This is a genomic window from Streptomyces sp. NPDC060198 (genome assembly GCF_042728415.1).
Classification (GTDB): Bacteria; Actinomycetota; Actinomycetes; order Streptomycetales; family Streptomycetaceae; genus Streptomyces.
The window spans coordinates 1-17,080 of record NZ_JBHWZJ010000140.1 but is presented as its reverse complement, the minus strand read 5'-3'; the positions used below and the strand labels follow the sequence as shown (position 1 = coordinate 17,080).

Annotated in this window: 16 protein-coding genes and 1 riboswitch; of the genes, 5 read left to right on the top strand and 11 right to left on the bottom strand. The window is 71.0% G+C overall.

Annotated elements, in window-relative coordinates; all coding sequences use genetic code 11:
- Positions 1–88: 88 nt before the first annotated feature.
- The gene (locus tag ACFWEP_RS18630; protein ID WP_387371387.1) at positions 89–868 is read right to left on the bottom strand and encodes a CPBP family intramembrane glutamic endopeptidase; all 780 of its coding nucleotides are present in this window, start codon (positions 866–868) and stop codon (positions 89–91) included.
- 347 nt (positions 869–1,215) lie between these two features.
- Here ACFWEP_RS18630 and ACFWEP_RS18625 point away from each other — a divergent pair, with 347 nt between their 5' ends.
- Together ACFWEP_RS18625 and ACFWEP_RS18620 are read left to right on the top strand one after the other, a co-directional pair.
- Entirely contained in the window at positions 1,216–3,009 is a 1,794-nt protein-coding gene (locus ACFWEP_RS18625) for a VWA domain-containing protein (RefSeq protein WP_387371386.1), read from the top strand.
- 114 nt (positions 3,010–3,123) lie between these two features.
- Positions 3,124–3,327: a hypothetical protein gene (locus ACFWEP_RS18620; protein WP_387371385.1), complete on the top strand. Its 204-nt coding sequence runs from the start codon at positions 3,124–3,126 to the stop codon at positions 3,325–3,327.
- A 40-nt stretch (positions 3,328–3,367) separates the two neighbouring features.
- On the opposite strand, the gene ACFWEP_RS18615 is transcribed toward ACFWEP_RS18620, so the two are convergent.
- Complete coding sequence (locus ACFWEP_RS18615) at positions 3,368–4,873, bottom strand: glutamate--cysteine ligase (protein WP_387371384.1); 1,506 nt, start codon at positions 4,871–4,873, stop codon at positions 3,368–3,370.
- A 496-nt stretch (positions 4,874–5,369) separates the two neighbouring features.
- On the opposite strand from ACFWEP_RS18615, the gene ACFWEP_RS18610 reads away from it, so the two are divergent.
- Both ACFWEP_RS18610 and ACFWEP_RS18605 read left to right on the top strand, forming a co-directional pair.
- Entirely contained in the window at positions 5,370–5,960 is a 591-nt protein-coding gene (locus ACFWEP_RS18610) for a hypothetical protein (protein WP_387371383.1), read from the top strand.
- 322 nt (positions 5,961–6,282) lie between these two features.
- Entirely contained in the window at positions 6,283–6,489 is a 207-nt protein-coding gene (locus tag ACFWEP_RS18605; RefSeq protein WP_266702118.1) for a DUF5999 family protein, read from the top strand.
- A 127-nt stretch (positions 6,490–6,616) separates the two neighbouring features.
- Here ACFWEP_RS18605 and gcvP read toward each other — a convergent pair whose 3' ends face one another.
- On the bottom strand, positions 6,617–9,502 hold the full coding sequence (gene gcvP / locus ACFWEP_RS18600) for an aminomethyl-transferring glycine dehydrogenase (RefSeq protein ID WP_387371382.1): 2,886 nt from the start codon (positions 9,500–9,502) through the stop codon (positions 6,617–6,619).
- 189 nt (positions 9,503–9,691) lie between these two features.
- Positions 9,692–9,788: riboswitch (glycine riboswitch) on the bottom strand.
- A 130-nt stretch (positions 9,789–9,918) separates the two neighbouring features.
- Between gcvP and ACFWEP_RS18595 the strand changes: the two genes are divergently transcribed.
- A complete protein-coding gene (locus ACFWEP_RS18595) occupies positions 9,919–10,290 on the top strand; it encodes a PRC-barrel domain-containing protein (RefSeq protein WP_387371381.1) in 372 nt (123 codons plus the stop codon).
- On the opposite strand, the gene ACFWEP_RS18590 is transcribed toward ACFWEP_RS18595, so the two are convergent.
- From ACFWEP_RS18590 to ACFWEP_RS18555, 8 genes are all read right to left on the bottom strand, one after another.
- A complete protein-coding gene (locus tag ACFWEP_RS18590) occupies positions 10,212–11,738 on the bottom strand; it encodes a DNA polymerase IV (RefSeq protein ID WP_387371380.1) in 1,527 nt (508 codons plus the stop codon). The two genes, ACFWEP_RS18595 and ACFWEP_RS18590, sit on opposite strands and share 79 nt — an antisense overlap.
- A gap of 85 nt (positions 11,739–11,823) precedes the next feature.
- Positions 11,824–12,441, bottom strand: a complete 618-nt coding sequence (locus ACFWEP_RS18585) for a MerR family transcriptional regulator (protein WP_387371379.1) — start codon at positions 12,439–12,441, stop codon at positions 11,824–11,826.
- A 233-nt stretch (positions 12,442–12,674) separates the two neighbouring features.
- On the bottom strand, positions 12,675–13,148 hold the full coding sequence (locus ACFWEP_RS18580; protein WP_266702124.1) for a bifunctional nuclease family protein: 474 nt from the start codon (positions 13,146–13,148) through the stop codon (positions 12,675–12,677).
- Between the two features lie 53 nt (positions 13,149–13,201).
- The gene (locus tag ACFWEP_RS18575) at positions 13,202–13,945 is read right to left on the bottom strand and encodes a MerR family transcriptional regulator (RefSeq protein ID WP_387371378.1); all 744 of its coding nucleotides are present in this window, start codon (positions 13,943–13,945) and stop codon (positions 13,202–13,204) included.
- 44 nt (positions 13,946–13,989) lie between these two features.
- Positions 13,990–14,754 (bottom strand): FHA domain-containing protein, encoded by a 765-nt coding sequence (locus ACFWEP_RS18570; protein WP_387371377.1) that lies wholly within the window; start codon positions 14,752–14,754, stop codon positions 13,990–13,992.
- Positions 14,755–14,957: 203 nt separating this feature from the next.
- Positions 14,958–15,761: a DUF881 domain-containing protein gene (locus ACFWEP_RS18565; protein ID WP_387371376.1), complete on the bottom strand. Its 804-nt coding sequence runs from the start codon at positions 15,759–15,761 to the stop codon at positions 14,958–14,960.
- A 5-nt stretch (positions 15,762–15,766) separates the two neighbouring features.
- On the bottom strand, positions 15,767–16,099 hold the full coding sequence (locus ACFWEP_RS18560; RefSeq protein ID WP_031069011.1) for a small basic family protein: 333 nt from the start codon (positions 16,097–16,099) through the stop codon (positions 15,767–15,769).
- The gene (locus ACFWEP_RS18555) at positions 16,096–17,016 is read right to left on the bottom strand and encodes a DUF881 domain-containing protein (RefSeq protein ID WP_387371375.1); all 921 of its coding nucleotides are present in this window, start codon (positions 17,014–17,016) and stop codon (positions 16,096–16,098) included. Before ACFWEP_RS18555 ends, ACFWEP_RS18560 begins: the two co-directional genes overlap by 4 nt.
- Positions 17,017–17,080 lie beyond the last annotated feature (64 nt).

Below are 17,080 nucleotides of genomic sequence, written 5' to 3'. Positions count from 1 at the left end.
AGGCGCGCCCGACGACAGCTCACCGGCCCGGATCAGCCCGCAGGGGCCTCCCGTGGCATCACCGGCGGGAGCCCGACGGCGCGGCGCCTCACGGCGTCGGCAGCCAGTCCACCTTCCCGGCGAGGAGCGCGTATCCGACGAAGGCCCCGATGTCGAGGAGCGCGTGCGCGGCGACCAGCGGGCCGACCCGGCCCCAGCGCCGGTAGAGCAGGACGAAGACGACGCCCATCACCATGTTGCCGAGGAAGCCGCCGATCCCCTGGTACAGGTGGTAGGAGCCGCGAAGCACCGCGCTGGCCACCAGTGCGGCCCGGGGCGTCCATCCCAGTCGGTCCAGCCTGCGCAGCAGGTAGCCGACCACGATGACCTCCTCCAGCACCGCGTTCTGCAGCGCCGAGAGGATCAGTACGGGGAACTTCCACCACACCTCGGGCAACGACTCCGGCACCACCGTCAGGTTGAAACCGGTGGCCCGGGCGACGAGGTAGAAGGCCAGCCCGGCGCTGCCGATGCAGGCGGCCACCGCGACGCCGCGCCGCACGTCCGGGCCCGGCCGGGTGCGGTCGAACCCGATGGTCCGCAGGCTCGCCCCCTCCCGCATCAGCAGATGCGCCACCAGCGCGACAGGGACCAGAGCCGTTGCGATCCCGAACGTTTGCCATGCCAGATCAAGCCAGGGGCGCCCTGGCGCGTATGAGCCGTTGAGCGTCGCCGCCTGATCCTTCAAACCCCCCGGTTTCGTCAGTGATCCGACAAAACTGATGAGCGCGGAGACCCCGCTCGCACCCAACGACAGTGCGAGGACCAACACTGTCTCGGAGCCCAACGTCCTTCTGGAAAGCGACTCTTGGGGACAAGAATCAGCCACACGCCCCACCTCCACCGGTCCACCCGCCTTTTGTTCTGCAATCGCGTCTCATGCCACCCGCCGCACCGCTAGGGTCTCGAAAGCAAGTACGAAGATCATGCGCGACAGGCCGGGGGACCCGGCCGTGTCCGACCATTCCCGTCGGGCGGTCGGCGCCCGGTACGACACCTCGCGGCATTGTCGGACCGCCCGTGTACGTCCCGTACACGGGCGATCCTCCGCCCTGCGACGCACCGCACCGGACACGCCCTCCGAACCGACGCGAACGATCGGACACGACCCAGCACCATCACCGATGGTGCGGTCCCCCTTTCCTTGTTTCATTCTCAAGGAGGGGCACCACCGACATGGGACGTCACAGCTTGCCCGACCGCTCCGCGGCGGACAGACCCGGGGCCGCGTCCGCGCCGCCCCGCCGCCGCGGGGTCGCCGTCGCCGGCGCACTCGCCGTCGCGGTCGCGGCCGGCGCGGCCGTGGTCGCGCGCGGCGGCCTGCTCTCGTTCTCCGAGCCGTGCGAGAAGGACGCGGTCCGGCTCACCGTGGCCGCCTCCCCCGACATCGCCCCGGCGGTGCGCGCCGTCGCCGACCGGGCGCGCAAGGACGAGGTGCGTACGGACGGACGCTGCATGGACGTCGAGGTGGTGGCCGCCGACTCCTACAAGGTCGCCAACACCGTGGCGGCCGGCGGCAAGACCCCGTACCAGGTCTGGCTTCCGGACTCGGACCTCTGGCTGGACCGGGCGAAGGGCGCCGGGGACGGTATACCTCTCACGCCGGGCGACTCGGTGGCCACCTCGCCGGTGGGGTTCGCCGTGGTGCCGTCGGCGGCGAAGGCGCTCGGCTGGCCGGACAAGCAGCTGGGCTGGTCCGACATGGTCGCCGCGGCCATGGGGTCGGAGGGCGTCGTCCGGCTCGGGGCCGCCGATCCGGCGCGCAGCGCCACCGGACTGCTGGCGCTCACGGCCATCGGGGCGTCCTCGGCCGACCAGGGCGGGGACAGCGACACCCGCGCCGCGCAGACCGCGAAGATCCTCTCGGAGCGCATGTCACAGAGCGACCCGAAGGTGTCGGAGACGCTGGTGCGCGACGACTCGGCCGCCGGGCAGGGCGACACCGAGCGGAATCAGGCTCTGATCCTGTCGGAACAGGCTGCCTTCGCGCACAACGAGAAGGCCGCCGGAGGCACGAAGGTCGACCTCTTCTACCCGAAGGACGGGGCCCCGCAGCTCAACTACCCCTGGACGCTGGTGGACGAGACGTCGATGACCGTCGAGCAGAGCCGGACCGCGCTGCGCCTGATGACGCTGCTGAAGGACAGCAGCTCCGGCGGACCAGGCGACGTCCTCGCGGCCCACGGCTTCCGGCCCCCGGACGGCAGCGCCGTGGCGCGGGTCGTCCGGGCGGCGGGCGGCGAGGCCCCGCAGCCGTACGCCGACGCTCCGGCCACCGCGCCCACCGCCGCCGAGCTCCAGGAGGTGCTCGGCATGTGGACCATCACCGTGCAGAGCGCCCGGCTCTCCACGGTGGTCGACGCCTCGGGTTCGATGGCGACCCCGGTCCCCGGCAGCGGCGAGTCCCGGATGGACGTGACGAAGGAGTCACTGCTGCAGGCGCTGAGCCAGTTCACGGACGACGACGAGATCGGCCTCTGGGAGTTCGCCACCACCCTCGACGGCGCCAAGGACTACCGCGAGCTGACCCCGACGGCCCGCCTCGGCGACCGCACCGCGAGCGGCGCCACCCACCGTGAGGAACTCGCCGCGGCCTTCGACGAGTTGGAGCCCGTACCGAACGGTGCCACCGGCCTCTACGACACCACTCTCGCCGCGTACCGGGCGGCAGTGGCGAGTTACGTGCCGGGCAAGTTCAACGCCGTTGTGATCCTCACGGACGGCTCGAACCAGGACGAGAACGGGATCTCGCGCAGCGGCCTGATCCAGCAGCTCAAGGCTCTCGCGGACCCGGAGCACCCGGTGCCGGTCCTCGCCATCGCGGTGGGGCCGGACGCGGACCGCGAGGAGGTCGCGGAGATCGCGAAGGTGACCGGAGGCGGCGGTTACGAGGTGAGCGACCCCGCCGAGATCCAGTCGGTGATCCTGCAGGCCATCATGACGGCCAGTCAGGCCGCCATTCCCGAGTAGACCGGTGCCGGCTGCCCGCGCGGGGGCGGGCGGGGCGTCCGCGCCGTCCCGCCCGGCCGGCGGCCGGGCCCGGGTCCGTCGCTCGTTGTCAGCGGCTGCGTCTACCGTGCCCTCATGGACAAGACCGCCATGGACGACCCGCAGGAACTGGGCACGGCCTTCTGGACGCAGATCCACGGCTTCACGGTCAGTGAGGAGCCGCCCGGGCCGGACTCACCTCTCGCCCGCGTGCGCGCCTTCACCGCCGAGTACCCGTCGGTGAAGCTCACCGAGGAACACGTCGCGGCCGCGGTCGAGGGGCGCCCGCTGCTCCCCTGACAGGCCGGCCGCGGTACGGCAGTCGGGTGCGCGCCCGCGCTCACGGCTTCGGGAAGCCGACGGGCCAGGTGTGCACCGGTTCGCCGCTGCGCGCCAGTTCGCCGTACCTGCGGGTGGTGGCGGCGAGGGCGGCTTCCCGCCCCAGCCCCGCCTCCTGCGCCCGGTGGTAGGTGTCGACCTGCCAGGAGGCTCCGTTGGTGCGCCTGCGGCACCGTTCCTCGATGATGCCGAGGTAGCGGTCGCGGTCGGCGGGTTCGATGTTCCAGGCGTCGAGCCCGGCGGCGGCGAGGGGCAGCAGTTCGTCCCGTACGAGCTTGATGGCGGGAACCTTCGCGACCCCGCCGGACCGGCCGGGGCGGGGCCACAGCAGTTCGGCCTCGATGCCGTACCTGCAGGCGTTGTCGAAGTTCTCCTCCGCCGCCTCGAAGGAGAGCTTGCTCCACACCGGGCGGGGTTCGTCGGCGAGCGCGCGCACCAGCCCGTAGTAGAAGGCGGCGTTGGCCAGCACGTCCGCGACGGTCGGTCCGGCGGGCAGCACCCTGTTCTCCACCCGCAGATGCGGCGCCCCGTCGGCGACCCCGTAGACGGGCCGGTTCCACCGGTAGATCGTCCCGTTGTGCAGAACGAGTTCGGCGAGCGCCGGTACGCCGCCCTCGTCGAGCACCCTGAGCGGGTCCTCGTCGGAGAGGATCGGCAGCAGCGGCGGGAAGAAGCGGACGTTCTCCGCGAAGAGTTCGTGCGCCGAAGTGATCCAGCGCTCCCCGAACCAGGTCCGCGGGCGTACTCCCTGGTTCCGCAGTTCGGGCGGCCGTACATCCGTGGCCTGCTGGAACAGCGGTGGCCTGGACTCCCGCAGCAGTTCCTTTCCGAACAGGAAGGGCGCGTTCGCACCGAGCGCGATCTGCACCCCGGCGACCGCCTGGGCCGCGTTCCACACGTCCGGGAAACGCGCGGGGGTCACCTGGAGGTGCAACTGCACGGAGGTGCACGCCGATTCGGGGGCGATCGACGGGGAGGCGCAGACGAGATGCTCGACGCCCTCGATGTCGATCGCGAAATCCTCGCCCCGCGCGGCGACCATCTCGTCATTGAGAAGGGTGTAGCGGTCCACGTCCGAGAGGTTGCCGAAGACCAGGTCGTCCGGTCCCAGCGTGGGAAGAATTCCGATCATGACAATGCCGGCGTCGACCTCGGCGGCCTTCCGGTGGGCATATGCCAGTCCCGTGCGCAGCTCTTCCGCGAGCTGATCGAAAACCCGGCCGCTCAGCCGGTGCGGGACGATATTCACCTCAAGGTTGAACATCCCGAGTTCCGTCTGGAAATCCCGGCTGGCGATCCGCTGGAGCACCTCGGCATTCATCATCCGGGGCGTGCCGTCCGAGGCCGCGAGATTCAGTTCGATCTCCAGACCCATGAAATTTCGGGGGCGGTCGAACCTCCGCTCCTCCAGCAGCCTCTCCAGTCCTTCCAGACACCGGGCCAGCTTGCGCCGGTACGCCGGACGGTCGGACAGGTCAAAGGCGTGCGCCACGACCTTCTCCCCCATCGAAGAGTCCCTCCATCAGTGGCGGCCCGCGGCCAGGCCGCTCGCGTCTCGATCGATAATGCCCCGCAGAAGTGATCCATAACGCCTGCGGAAGCGTCCGGCACCGGATAGGCTGGGGCCGCTCGGTCGTCAGGCACATTCCGCAGGCATGAGGTGGGCGGCTCATTCGCTCTCGTCTTCCCTGCGTACAGGTGGCGGAAACACCGATCTTTTTGAGCCGACCGCGAAATGCGCGAGTCCCCAGGCGGGAGCCTGGATGTGCACCGCGAATCGCCAGAAACTCCGCATTTCAAAGACGCAAAACGGCCTTGCACGTCATATGACCGACAGCTAGCGGAAACACTGGGCGAACACTTGTCATATAAACTCCGCTGACGAGGCCGATAGTCGATGCGTCCAGCCGTCGACCGGCCTCCTTCTGACGTCCCGCACGCCGACAGCGCCGTCTGCACCCACCCACGCATCACCGTGTCTCCGAAGCGAGAGGCGACTCACCATGCCGCTGCATGTTCCCCCGGCCCCCGCGCCCGCGCTGCGCAGCGTTCTCACGGCACTCGGTTCTCCCACCGCGGTCCGCGAAGCCCGCACCCCCGCTCTGCGTTCCGCCCAGGGACCGCTGAGCCCCGAACTCCCCCTGCCCGTACACGTTCTCGACCGGGCGACCGCCGACGGGCCCGCACCCGCGACCCGTCTCGCCGGATGGCGGTTCCTGATCCGCGCCGAGTCGGGAACCGTCGCCGCGGCCGACACCGTCCTCACCGCGGACGGCTGGGCCTTCTCGCACTTCTTCGAGGGCCCGTATCTCGGATCGACCGAACGTGCCCTGAGACAGGCCGAGTCGACGGCCACGCTCCACCAGCCGCGGCTGCTCTCCGTGCCCGAGCTCTACATGCTCACGCTCTGGCTGCACGGTGACACCGCAGCCGACCCCGCCTCCGGCGCGGTCGCTCCCAACGACATCCTCGTTCCCCTCGCACCGGCTCCGACCGGGATCGCCGCCCACCGGCCCTACCGGGCCGCCGATCTGCTCCCCGTACTCTCCCTGCGCATCGCGCCACGGCCCGGCCCCCTCGTCGGCTCGGCCTGACCCGCCGCGGCGGTACCGTCCCTCCGGCCCGTCCCCGCTCCGCGCGGGGGCGGGCCGTCGTACGCCTGCCCGCTCGGCGCACGCCTCGCCGAAGGTGGCCCATGGCCCACTCGGACTACCCCGGACCCCCCGAAGAGGCGGGAGGGGCGCGGCGAGCCCTCCGCGCGGGTGACACCTCGGCGGTGCCTGAAGCGAGCTGGGGCGAAATCCCTGCGGAACGCGGCGCGTGGCGCAACACTGAGACCGACCGGCCCCTACGGGAAGGCCGTTCGGCACTCACCCGCACCCCGCATCCACCACTCGACACAGCGAAAGAACCCTCATGTGCCAGCATCAACCCCCCTGCCCCACCGCCGAATCAGCCGCCCGGGAGGCCGCCCGGCTCGTGGCTCACCACCCGGAGCAGGGCTGGAGCCTCCTCTGCAACGGCGTCCTGCTCTTCGAGGACACCGGCGAACTGCTCCCGGACGGCCAGATCATCGCCCCCCACCGCCCGCTGGCCACCGGCCGGGTGGTGAAGGCCGCCTGAGCGGGCCACCCGCGAGCCGGGGGCCCGACAGCCCACAGGCCCCGGCGGTACGGACAGGGGCCGGCCCGGAGAGATCTCCGAACCGGCCCCGACACATGTCCGCGGGATCGTGCGCCCGCTGTGACCGTCAGTGGTCGTAGGCGTCCAGCGGCGGGCAGGAGCAGACCAGGTTGCGGTCGCCGAAGGCGCCGTCGATCCGGCGCACCGGCGGCCAGTACTTGTCGGCCGCCGAGACACCGGCCGGGAAGACCGCGACCTCACGGCTGTAGGAGTGGTTCCACTCCCCGCCGAGCGCGTTCGCGGTGTGCGGGGCGTTGGCGAGCGGGTTGTCGTCCGCGCTCCACTCCCCCGAGGCCACCTTCTCGATCTCGCCCCGGATCGCGATCATCGCGTCGCAGAACCGGTCGATCTCGGCGAGGTCCTCGCTCTCGGTCGGCTCGATCATCAGGGTGCCGGCGACCGGGAAGGACATGGTCGGCGAGTGGAAGCCGTAGTCGATCAGCCGCTTGGCGACGTCGTCGATGCTGACGCCCGTCTCCTTCGAGATCGACCGCAGGTCCACGATGCACTCGTGCGCGACCAGGTCGGCCGGGCCGGTGTACAGGATCGGGAAGTGCGGCTCCAGCCGCTTGGCGATGTAGTTCGCCGCGAGTACGGCCACCTGCGTGGCGCGCTTCAGGCCCTCGCCGCCCATCAGCCGGACGTACGCCCAGGAGATCGGCAGGATGCCGGCCGAGCCCCAGGGAGCGGCCGAGATGGGGCCGACGCCCGTCTCCGGGCCCGCGAGGGGCTGGAGCGGGTGGTTGGGCAGATAGGGCGCGAGGTGCGCGCGCACGCCCACCGGGCCGACGCCGGGGCCGCCGCCGCCGTGCGGGATGCAGAAGGTCTTGTGCAGGTTCAGGTGTGAGACGTCGCCGCCGAACTTGCCGGGCCGGGCGAGGCCGACCAGCGCGTTGAGGTTGGCTCCGTCGACGTAGACCTGACCGCCCGCGTCGTGCACCTCGCCGCAGATGGCGGCGACGTGCTCCTCGAAGACGCCGTGCGTGGACGGGTAGGTGATCATGAGCACGGCGAGCTCGTCGCGGTGCTTCTCGATCTTGGCGCGCAGGTCGTCTATGTCGACCTCGCCGTCGTCGGCGGTCTTCACCACGACGACCTTCATCCCGGCCATCACGGCGCTCGCCGCGTTGGTGCCGTGCGCGGAGGACGGGATGAGGCAGACGGTGCGCTGGTCGTCGCCGTTGGCGCGGTGGTAGGCGCGGACGGCCAGCAGACCGGCGAACTCGCCCTGCGAACCCGCGTTGGGCTGGATCGACACCGCGTCGTAGCCGGTGACCTCGGCGAGCCGCTCCTCCAGCTCACGGATGAGGGTGAGGAAGCCCTCCGCCTGCTCGGCCGGCGCGAACGGGTGCAGCGCGCCGAACTCGGGCCAGGTGATCGGCTCCATCTCGGTGGTCGCGTTCAGCTTCATGGTGCAGGAGCCGAGCGGGATCATGCCGCGGTCGAGCGCGTAGTCGCGATCGGCGAGCCGCCGCAGGTAGCGCAGCATCGCCGTCTCCGAGCGGTGCTGGTGGAAGACCGGGTGCGTCAGGTAGTCGTCGGTGCGCAGCGCCTGCTCGGGGAGCGCGTCGACGGCCGTGCCGTCCAGCGCCTCGACGTCGCCCTGCGCGCCGAAGGCGGCCCAGACGGACTCGAGGTGGGCGCGGGCGGTCGTCTCGTCGCAGGCGACGGAGACCAGGTCGGCGTCGACCAACCGCAGGTTGACCCCTCGCTCGCGGGCGGCGGCGACGACCTCGGCGGCCTTGCCGGGCACCTGCACGGTCAGCGTGTCGAAGAAGGAGTCGTGCACGACCTCGGCGCCGGCGGCCCGCAGCCCCTCGGCGAGGATCGCCGCGTAGCGGTGGGTGCGCCGGGCGATCGTCCGCAGGCCGTCGGGGCCGTGGTAGACGGCGTACATGCCGGCCATCACGGCGAGCAGGACCTGCGCGGTGCAGATGTTGCTGGTGGCCTTCTCGCGGCGGATGTGCTGTTCGCGGGTCTGGAGTGCCAGGCGGTACGCCTTGTCGCCGTCGGCGTCGACCGAGACGCCGACCAGGCGGCCGGGGAGCGAGCGGGCGAACTGCTCGCGCACGGCCATGAAGCCGGCGTGCGGCCCACCGAAGCCCATCGGCACGCCGAAGCGCTGGGTGGTACCGACCGCGATGTCGGCGCCGAGGTCGCCGGGCGAAGTGAGCAGGGTGAGGGCCAGCAGGTCCGCGGCGACGGTGACGATCGCGCCGAGCTCGTGGGCGCGCTCGATCACGGGCCCGATGTTCCGTACGGCCCCGGAGGCACCCGGGTACTGGAGCAGCACGCCGAAGACACCGCGCTCGGCGACCTCGGCCGGAATGCCGTCCGTGAGGTCGGCGACGACGACCTCGACCCCGGTCGGCTCGGCGCGGGTCTCGATGACCGCGATCGTCTGCGGGAGGGTGTCGGCGTCGACGAGGAAGACCCCGCCCTTGACCTTGCCGACGCGCCGCGCCAGCGCCATTGCCTCGGCCGCGGCGGTGCCCTCGTCGAGCAGCGAGGCGCCGGAGGTGGGCAGGCCGGTGAGCTCGGCGACCATCGTCTGGAAGTTGAGCAGGGCTTCCAGGCGGCCCTGCGAGATCTCCGGCTGGTAGGGCGTGTACGCCGTGTACCAGGACGGGTTCTCCAGCACGTTGCGCAGGATGACCGGGGGCGTGAAGGTGCCGTAGTAGCCGAGCCCGATCATCGGGGCGAGAACCTGGTTGCGGTCGGCGAGCGTACGCAGCTCCGCCAGCACCTCGGCCTCGGTGCGTGCCGAGGGGAGGTTCAGCGCCTCGGTGCTGCGAATCACGTCGGGCACCGCGGCGGCGGTGAGCTCGTCGAGCGAGCCGTATCCGACCTGCGCGAGCATCTTCGCCCGGGCCTCGTCGTCCGGCCCGATGTGGCGCTGCTCGAAGGGGATGCCCTGCTCCAGCTGGGAGAGCGGGGTGCGGCGGGGGGTCATGATGGAGGCCTCCTGGTCTGACAGGACCTGCGAGGGCACCGCGGCGCGGCTGCCCGAACGGCCTCCCCCTCTGTCATCTCGACCTGAGAGCTTCACCGGCGCGCCCGGGGGCGTACCGGCTTTCACCGTCGGTGAGGGTGGCCGCACCGGGCACGTGCCGGGTGGGACCGCCCTGCTTTCCAGAGTGACCTCGTCCATGCGGTACGGGGGCCTGAGAGATTCCGGGGAGGATTTGCTCCTTCGGCGCCTCCGGATTCAGCACCGGAGGCTCTCCCGCACGGGGTCAGCAGCCATGTGCCAGCCTACCAGCGGGGATCTACGCGGTTTCTTCGAGTGGCCGATATCCGGAATCTGCACTTCTGTAGTGGCTGTGGAGTAGTTGCGAGCCCCAGTCGTCGCGACCAGCGGGAGGCACCGTGCAGAGCGACATCGATCCGCGCAGCCTGATCGGCCGCAAGGCATTCGACCGCGCAGGCGTCAAGATCGGCACGGTGGACGAGGTCTACCTCGACGACGCCACCGGTGTCCCCGAGTGGGCCGCCGTCCGCACGGGTCTGTTCAGCAGGGACGCCTTCGTTCCGCTGGAACCGAGCGAGTTCGTGGAGGACACCCTCCGTGTCCCCTTCGACCGCACGCTCATCCGGGACGCGCCCGACTTCGGCGTCGGCCGGCATCTCTCGCCCGAGCAGGAATTGCAGCTGTACCGGCATTACAAACTCGATTCCTCTTCCGTGACCGATCCGGGACCGGACAAGGACTTCGGCAGGCTGGCCGGCCAGGAGGAGTAGTCCGGCGGTTCCGCCACCAGTGGCAACGGATCGGCCGGGTGCAGTTCCGGGTCCTCCACCCGGAACGTGCGTACCCGGCCCGGGGGGTCGCCCGGCCGCTCGAACCGCACGGTGACCCTGCCGACGCCGCTGCCCTGCACCCAGCCGTGCCCGTACACCTCGTGCCGCGCGTCGTGGCCCGGGGACCAGCGCCGCGCGGCACGCTCGGCGGCCTCGTCCCCGGGGGCGCCGGTCGCGTCCTGCGCTCCCGTGCCCGCAGACCCGGGCGCCGGATCCGCGTCGCCGTGGCGCCCCTCCCTCCCCGAGGGCGCTCCGGAAGCCGGTCGCGCCGGTTCGGCCTCCCGCTCGGCCTCCCGCTCGGCCTCCCGCTCGGCCTGCGCCGCCTGCGCGAAGAGGTCTTCCTGCGTGTAGTCCGCCAAGCCCGTGACGCCCACTCCCAGCAGCCGGACTCCCCCGGTGGTGTCCACCGCCTCCAGGAGGCGGGCGGCTGCCTCACGCACCACCCCGGGGTCGTCCGTGGGGCCGCGGAGCGTCTCGGAGCGGGTCAGGGTGGAGAAGTCGTAGCGGCGCACCTTCAGCACGACGGTGCGCCCGGAGCGACCGGCCTTCCGCAGCCGCTCGACGCACCGGCCGGCCAGCCGCTCGACCTCGGCCCGCACTCGCGTCCGGTCGTGCAGGTCCACCTCGAAGGTGTCCTCGACCGAGACGGACTTCGCGTCACGCTCGGCGACCACGGGCCGGTCGTCGAGGCCGAGCGCCATCCGGTACAGGGAGACGCCGTGGGCCCTGCCCACCAGCCGTACGAGCTCGTCCTCGCCCGCCTCCGCCAGGTCGTGGACCGTCGTCATGCCGGCCCGGCGCAGATGGTCCCCGGTGGCCGGGCCGACCCCGGGCAACGTGCGTACGGGCATGGGCGCCAGCAGCTCCCGCTCGGTGCCCGGCTCGATGAGCATCAGCCCGTCCGGCTTGGCCTCCTCGGAGGCGATCTTCGCCAGCATCTTGGACCCCGCGAGCCCCACGGACCCGCTGAGACCGGTGACGGCCACAATCGCCTCCCGCAGCCGCTCACCGGTGGCGCGGGCCGAGGCGGAGTCGTCGGCGGTGCCACCGGCTTCCAGATCCACGAAAGCCTCGTCCAGGCTGAGGGGCTCCACCAGCGGGGACAGCCGTCCCAGCAGCTCCATCACCTGCTCGCTGACGGCGCGGTACAGGGCGAAACGCGGCACCAGGTAGGCGGCGTTGGGCGCGAGCCGGCGCGCCTGGGCCGTCGGCATCGCCGAGTGCACACCGAAGCGCCGGGCCTCGTAGGAGGCGGTGGCGACGACTCCGCGCGGGCCCACGCCGCCCACCACGACCGGCTTGCCGCGCAGGCTGGGCTTGGCGGCCTGCTCGGCGGAGGCGTAGAACGCATCCATGTCGAGGTGGAGGATGGTGGGCGCGGATCTCACACCGCCGATGGTGCCCTACGCCACTGACAACGACACAGCCCGGCAGCCGTGCGAACGGGTGCCGGGCCGTGTCGTCCGTCGGTGCTCAGACGGCGCGGTTGCGGCGCCGGGCCAGTTCGTCGGCGGGGTTGTGGCCCACGAGGGTCTCCCCCGTGTCCACACGCTCCCCGTGCAGCTGGGAAAGGGCCGCGTCCACGTCCCGCCACACCACGCCGACGGCGATGCCGAAGACGCCCTGGCCGCCTTGGAGGAGGTTCACGACCTCGTCCGGCGAGCAGCACTCGTAGACGGTGGCGCCGTCGCTCATCAGCGTCATGCGTTCGAGGTCCTGGAATCCTCGGGCCCTCAGATGCTGCACCGTGGTGCGGATGTTCTGCAGTGCGACGCCCGTGTCCAGGAATCGCTTCACGATCTTGAGGAGCACCACGTCCCGGAAACTGTAGAGACGCTGGGTGCCCGAGCCGTACGCCGGCCGGACGCTCGGTTCGACCAGTCCCGTGCGGGCCCAGTAATCGAGCTGCCGGTAGGTGATCCCGGCCGCCGCGCACGCCGTCGGCCCGCGGTAGCCGATGTCGTTCGCCCCTGCGACACCGTCCGACACCGGGACCACCGGGTGAACCGGTTGCCTGATGGTGTGGTCGGCCCCACTGCCGTGCTGCGGATACGGCCCGCCCGCCGCCGCACCGTCGCCGCTGCTTCTCACGCCGACCTCCGTCCTTGACCTGCCCCCTCGAAGGTAGGCAGTCACCGGGGGTGCGTCAACGATCGCCACACTCGGCACGCCGAGTGATAATCACCCTGAGGGTGGTTTCCCGTGACGTCGGACCGGGAAGGGCTTCTCGAATGCGCGCCCGCCGCCGGTCCACCGGGCCGTGTCCGGCGATCCGCGTCGGACGCCACCGGGCCCGGCGGGAAGGGGCAGAGACGGCCCAGGGGTCACTGGCTGTTGGTGCCGAAGTCCTCGGGCGAGATCTGGTCGAGGAACTCGCGGAACTTCTCCACCTCGTCCTCCTGCTCGTCCGGGATCGCGATCCCCGCGTCGTCGAGCACCCCGTCGCTGCCGTAGATCGGCGTGCCGGTGCGCAGGGCCAGCGCTATGGCGTCGGACGGCCGCGCGCTCACCTCCACGCCACTGGCGAAGACGAGCTCCGCGTAGAAGATCCCGTCCCGGATGTCCGTGATCCTGACCTCGGTGAGCTCTTGGCCGACCGCGTCGAGGACATCCTTGAAAAGGTCATGGGTCAGCGGCCTCGCAGGGGCCATCCCCTGCTGGGCGAAGGCGATGGCCGTGGCCTCGCCTGGACCGATCCAGATGGGGAGGTACCGGTCGCCTCCCACTTCACGCAGGAGAACGATCGGTTGATTGGAGGGCATTTCCACCCGGACACCGACAACGTCGAGCTCGTTCACACAGCAACCCTAGGACGTGCTCGCCATGTTTGGGTAGTCGGGCTCCGCCCAGGTCAGTGGGATCGAATGCGCAGAGCGGTCTGAACGAGCGCCGCGTGCAGCCGTACGGACAGCTCGGCGAGCTCCTGCGCGGTGGCCTCGGCACGTGCTCTGGTCTGCGGATTCCGGTGCCGGCGCAGGGGCGCCACCACCTGCTCGACGAGCCCCGCCTCCCGCTCCGCCGCGGCTCTCACGGCACGCAGATGGCGCGGCTCCAACCCGAATCGGCCGAGGTCGGAAACGAGTTTGGCGACGTTCACCGCTTCGGCGTCGTATCCGCCCTCGGGCTCGGGGACGATGAGGCCGTAGGACTCCCATTCGGTGAGCTGCCCCTCGTCCGCACCGGTGACGGCGAGGAGCTCGGCGCGGCCGATACGGGCCGCGGTGGGCGCCCCGGCCGCCGCGTCCCAGCAACTGTCCGCGAGGTCCTTCTGGCCCCCCGGGGAGGGCAGGGCTGCCTGCTCCCCGCGGGCCAGGGCGTCCAGATACTCCCGGATGACCTTCAGGGGGAGGTAGTGGTCCCGTTGCATGCGCAGCACCTGCGCGAGCTTCTCCACGTCTTCGGAACTGAACTTCCGGTATCCGGAAGGCGTCCGTTCCGGCTCGACGAGTCCCTCGGCCTCCAGGAAGCGGATCTTCGAGATCGTGACTTCCGGAAACTCCTCGCGGAGCTGGGCGAGCACCGCGCCGATGCTCATCGCACGCCGGTCCGCGGCGGCGGTGCCGTTTCCGGCACCGCCCTGGGATGTTCGCAGCATGGGCCTTCCCGGGGTTCCCCCGGACGTGGTGGTCCGGGGCAGGGTCACACGCTCCGCTGGCTCGCGTAGAAGACCAGCCGGTACTTACCGATCTGGACTTCGTCACCATTGGTCAGCGCGACGGAATCGATGCGCTCGCGGTTGACGTAGGTGCCGTTGAGGCTGCCGACGTCTCCCACGGTGAAGCTACCGTCCGCACCCCTGCGGAACTCCACATGACGCCGCGACACGGTCACGTCGTCCAGGAAGATGTCGCTCTGCGGGTGACGGCCGGCCGTCGTGAGGTCGCTGTCCAGCAGGAAGCGGCTGCCCGAGTTCGGGCCGCGGCGGACCACCAGGAGCGCACTGCCTCCGGGCAGCGCGTCCACGGCCGCCTGCGCCTCCGGGGAGAGCGACGGAAGCATGGTCTGACCGGTGACCTCGGCGTCGTACGCCTCCAGTCCGGAGATGGAGATCGTCGACGTGGTCTCGGAGGCGCGCTCGGGGATTCCGCCCTTCAGCGGCGCGCCGCAGTTGGAGCAGAACCGACTCGTCGCCGCATTCCGGTGACCGCACCTCGTGCAGAGGGCGACACCCGAGCCCGCCGGGGCGGGGTGGAATCCGGTGCTCGGCCCGGAGTCCGAAAAACCTATGCCGGAGGCACCCGCCTGCGCTCCGGAGCCGTCGCCCGAGGCGGACAACTCGTCGCGGAAGAGAGGACGCTCGACGCCCTGCTCCTCGTCCTGGCCGTGCCGCGGCGCGCGATGGCGGGCAGCACTGTTGCTGTCCTCGCGTGCGCTCTTTCCGAACAACTTCGCAAAAAACTTCACGGGCGATTCCCCTTGACCGACATAGACCCGCCCGTGGGGCAGGACGAACCCTGACTGAACACACCTGCCGACCCGGACATTCTCACAACGTCCGTATCCACCCGACAGTTTCCACCACGCACCATGGATACGGTGCGGCGACCCCCCGTAACCCCGCACACCTGCTTGGAGTTGCCAAGAGCCTTGCCCCGCCGGTGGACCACCTACGACGACGACCGAGCGTAGTCAGGCTGCTTCGCAGGTCGCAAGGCGTCCACCACAATGTCGTCGGCCCTTTCCACCACCGCGGTCGCCTGCTCCTTCTCCAGCGTCTGGACGACCCCGCCCGGGATGTTGAGCGCCGGCTCCAGATCCTGGGGCCTGCCGATCACCTCGAAGGCGTAGGGCGCCGCAACTGCGTGGCCGTCGACCTTCACGGCCCCGGCGTCCCCGGAGAAGTACGTACTGGCGACCACCCGTACCCCGTTGACCTCGATGGCCTCGGCACCGGCCGCACGGAGCTCCTGGATGGCGTCCAGCAGCATGTCCGGGGCGACCGACTTGGTCGGATCGTCGATGGTAAGGGTGATTCCCGGCCCGTGGGCCGCGACGGTACCCGCGAGGATACCCAGTTGCCGCTCCTTCTCCAGCGTCTGCTTGCGCGCCTCCTCCGCCTGGTCGGAACTGTTCTCCAGCTCCGTGCGCTGGGCGTCGAGGCGCTGCTTCTCGTCCTCGAGCCGCTGGGTCCGGTCGTCGACCTCGTCGAGGATACGGACCAGGTCCTCCTGGCGCGCGCCGCGCAGGGCGCTGTCGTCGTTGTTGGACCGGACCTGGATCGCCAGACCCAGCCCCAGGCCGAACAGCAGCAGTGCCACCACGAGTTGGGCCCGGGTCACCCGGGGCGGCCAGAGCCCGGCGAGCAGCCGTTGGCGTCCGCTCTGCCCGTTCCTCTCCGGAGGGTGTGCGGCACTCGCCCGCGGAGCCGGGCCCTCGGGCGCTCCGTCGCGGGACATCTCTTCGTCGCTCATCGGCGTCAGGCCCGGAAGACGTGCCGGCGGATGGCGGCGGCGTTGGAGAAGATGCGAATACCCAGCACGACGACCACGCCCGTCGACAACTGCGCGCCCACGCCGAGCTTGTCGCCGAGGAAGACGATGAGCGCGGCCACCACGACGTTGGACAGGAACGACACGACGAACACCTTGTCGACGAAGATCCCGTCGAGCATCGCGCGCAGTCCGCCGAAGACCGCGTCGAGCGCGGCCACCACGGCGATCGGGAGGTAGGGCTCGACCACCGCCGGTACCTCGGGCCGGACGAACAGTCCGACCACGACTCCCACGACGAGGCCCAGTACGGCGATCACGATGTGCCCTTCCCTGTGTCTGCCGCACCACTGCCGGTGTCTGCGGCCTTCGGTTCTGCTGTGCGTACGATCAGGCTCGGCGCGGCCGGGAGCCGCACCTTCTTCTGGTCGGACAGGCTGGTGCGGATGTCGAACCCGTCGTGCAGGGCCTGGAGGTACTGGCCGTCCGCACTGGACCGGAAGGTCTCGGCAAGCGTCTTGCCGTCCCCCACCGCGAGCACCGTATAGGGCGGCACGAGCGGCCTGTTGTCGACAAGTATGGCGTCCCCGGCGGCGCGGATCGCCGAAAGTGCCGTCAGCCGCTGTCCGTTGATGGCGACGGCTTCCGCGCCGGACTCCCAGAGTCCGTTGACGACCCGCTGCATGTCCCGGTCCCGCACTCGGCCGGTGTCCGAGAAGCCGCTGGTGCCGCGTGGCCCGTCGTCACCCAGGTCGGTCTCGTCGGCGTCGTCCACGACGAGTTTCACGCCGGGGCCCTCGACGGGGGTGGCCCCGGAGAGCAGGGCGACCAGTTCACCCTGGTCCCCGCCGTGCTGGAGGAGGGCCGCGCGCTGCCGCTCCCCGACATCCCCGCGGAGCTTCTCCACCTCGGATTCGAGGGAGTCGGCCGCGTCGGTCTCACCGTCGATGCGGTCGATGAGTTCCTGGCGCTCCTTGGCCACGACCGGCGCGGACACCCTGGCCTGCGCGGCACCGAGAGTGACGACGAGAGCGATGAGTACGAGGCCCGCGGCGAGACCGAGCTTGGCCCGCGTCTTGCGGGGCAGCCCCGCGGTACCGTCGCCCTCGCGGCGTGCGGCGGCCTCGGCGTAGCCCTCGTCCAGGCTGTGGTCCATGACATGCGTCAGCAGCGACATGGAGGCGTCGAGGCGGGCAGGCGGAGCGGACGTACTCCGTTCGGGGGGCGGCTGCGGCATGCCGCACATCGTCGCACGTCACCCCGGCTACCGCCGAATGGGCCTGACCACACGGTCCGGGGAG

Bases quoted from the DNA above. Each gene is read 5' to 3' on its own strand.
- ACFWEP_RS18625 (WP_387371386.1), top strand. From the start codon at position 1,216: ATGGGACGTCACAGCTTGCCCGACCGCTCCGCGGCGGACAGACCCGGG.
- ACFWEP_RS18620 (WP_387371385.1), top strand. From the start codon at position 3,124: ATGGACAAGACCGCCATGGACGACCCGCAGGAACTGGGCACGGCCTTC.
- ACFWEP_RS18615 (WP_387371384.1), bottom strand. From the start codon at position 4,873: ATGGGGGAGAAGGTCGTGGCGCACGCCTTTGACCTGTCCGACCGTCCG.
- ACFWEP_RS18610 (WP_387371383.1), top strand. From the start codon at position 5,370: ATGCCGCTGCATGTTCCCCCGGCCCCCGCGCCCGCGCTGCGCAGCGTT.
- ACFWEP_RS18605 (WP_266702118.1), top strand. From the start codon at position 6,283: ATGTGCCAGCATCAACCCCCCTGCCCCACCGCCGAATCAGCCGCCCGG.
- gcvP (WP_387371382.1), bottom strand. From the start codon at position 9,502: ATGACCCCCCGCCGCACCCCGCTCTCCCAGCTGGAGCAGGGCATCCCC.
- ACFWEP_RS18575 (WP_387371378.1), bottom strand. From the start codon at position 13,945: ATGCTGCGAACATCCCAGGGCGGTGCCGGAAACGGCACCGCCGCCGCG.
- ACFWEP_RS18565 (WP_387371376.1), bottom strand. From the start codon at position 15,761: ATGAGCGACGAAGAGATGTCCCGCGACGGAGCGCCCGAGGGCCCGGCT.
- ACFWEP_RS18555 (WP_387371375.1), bottom strand. From the start codon at position 17,016: ATGCCGCAGCCGCCCCCCGAACGGAGTACGTCCGCTCCGCCTGCCCGC.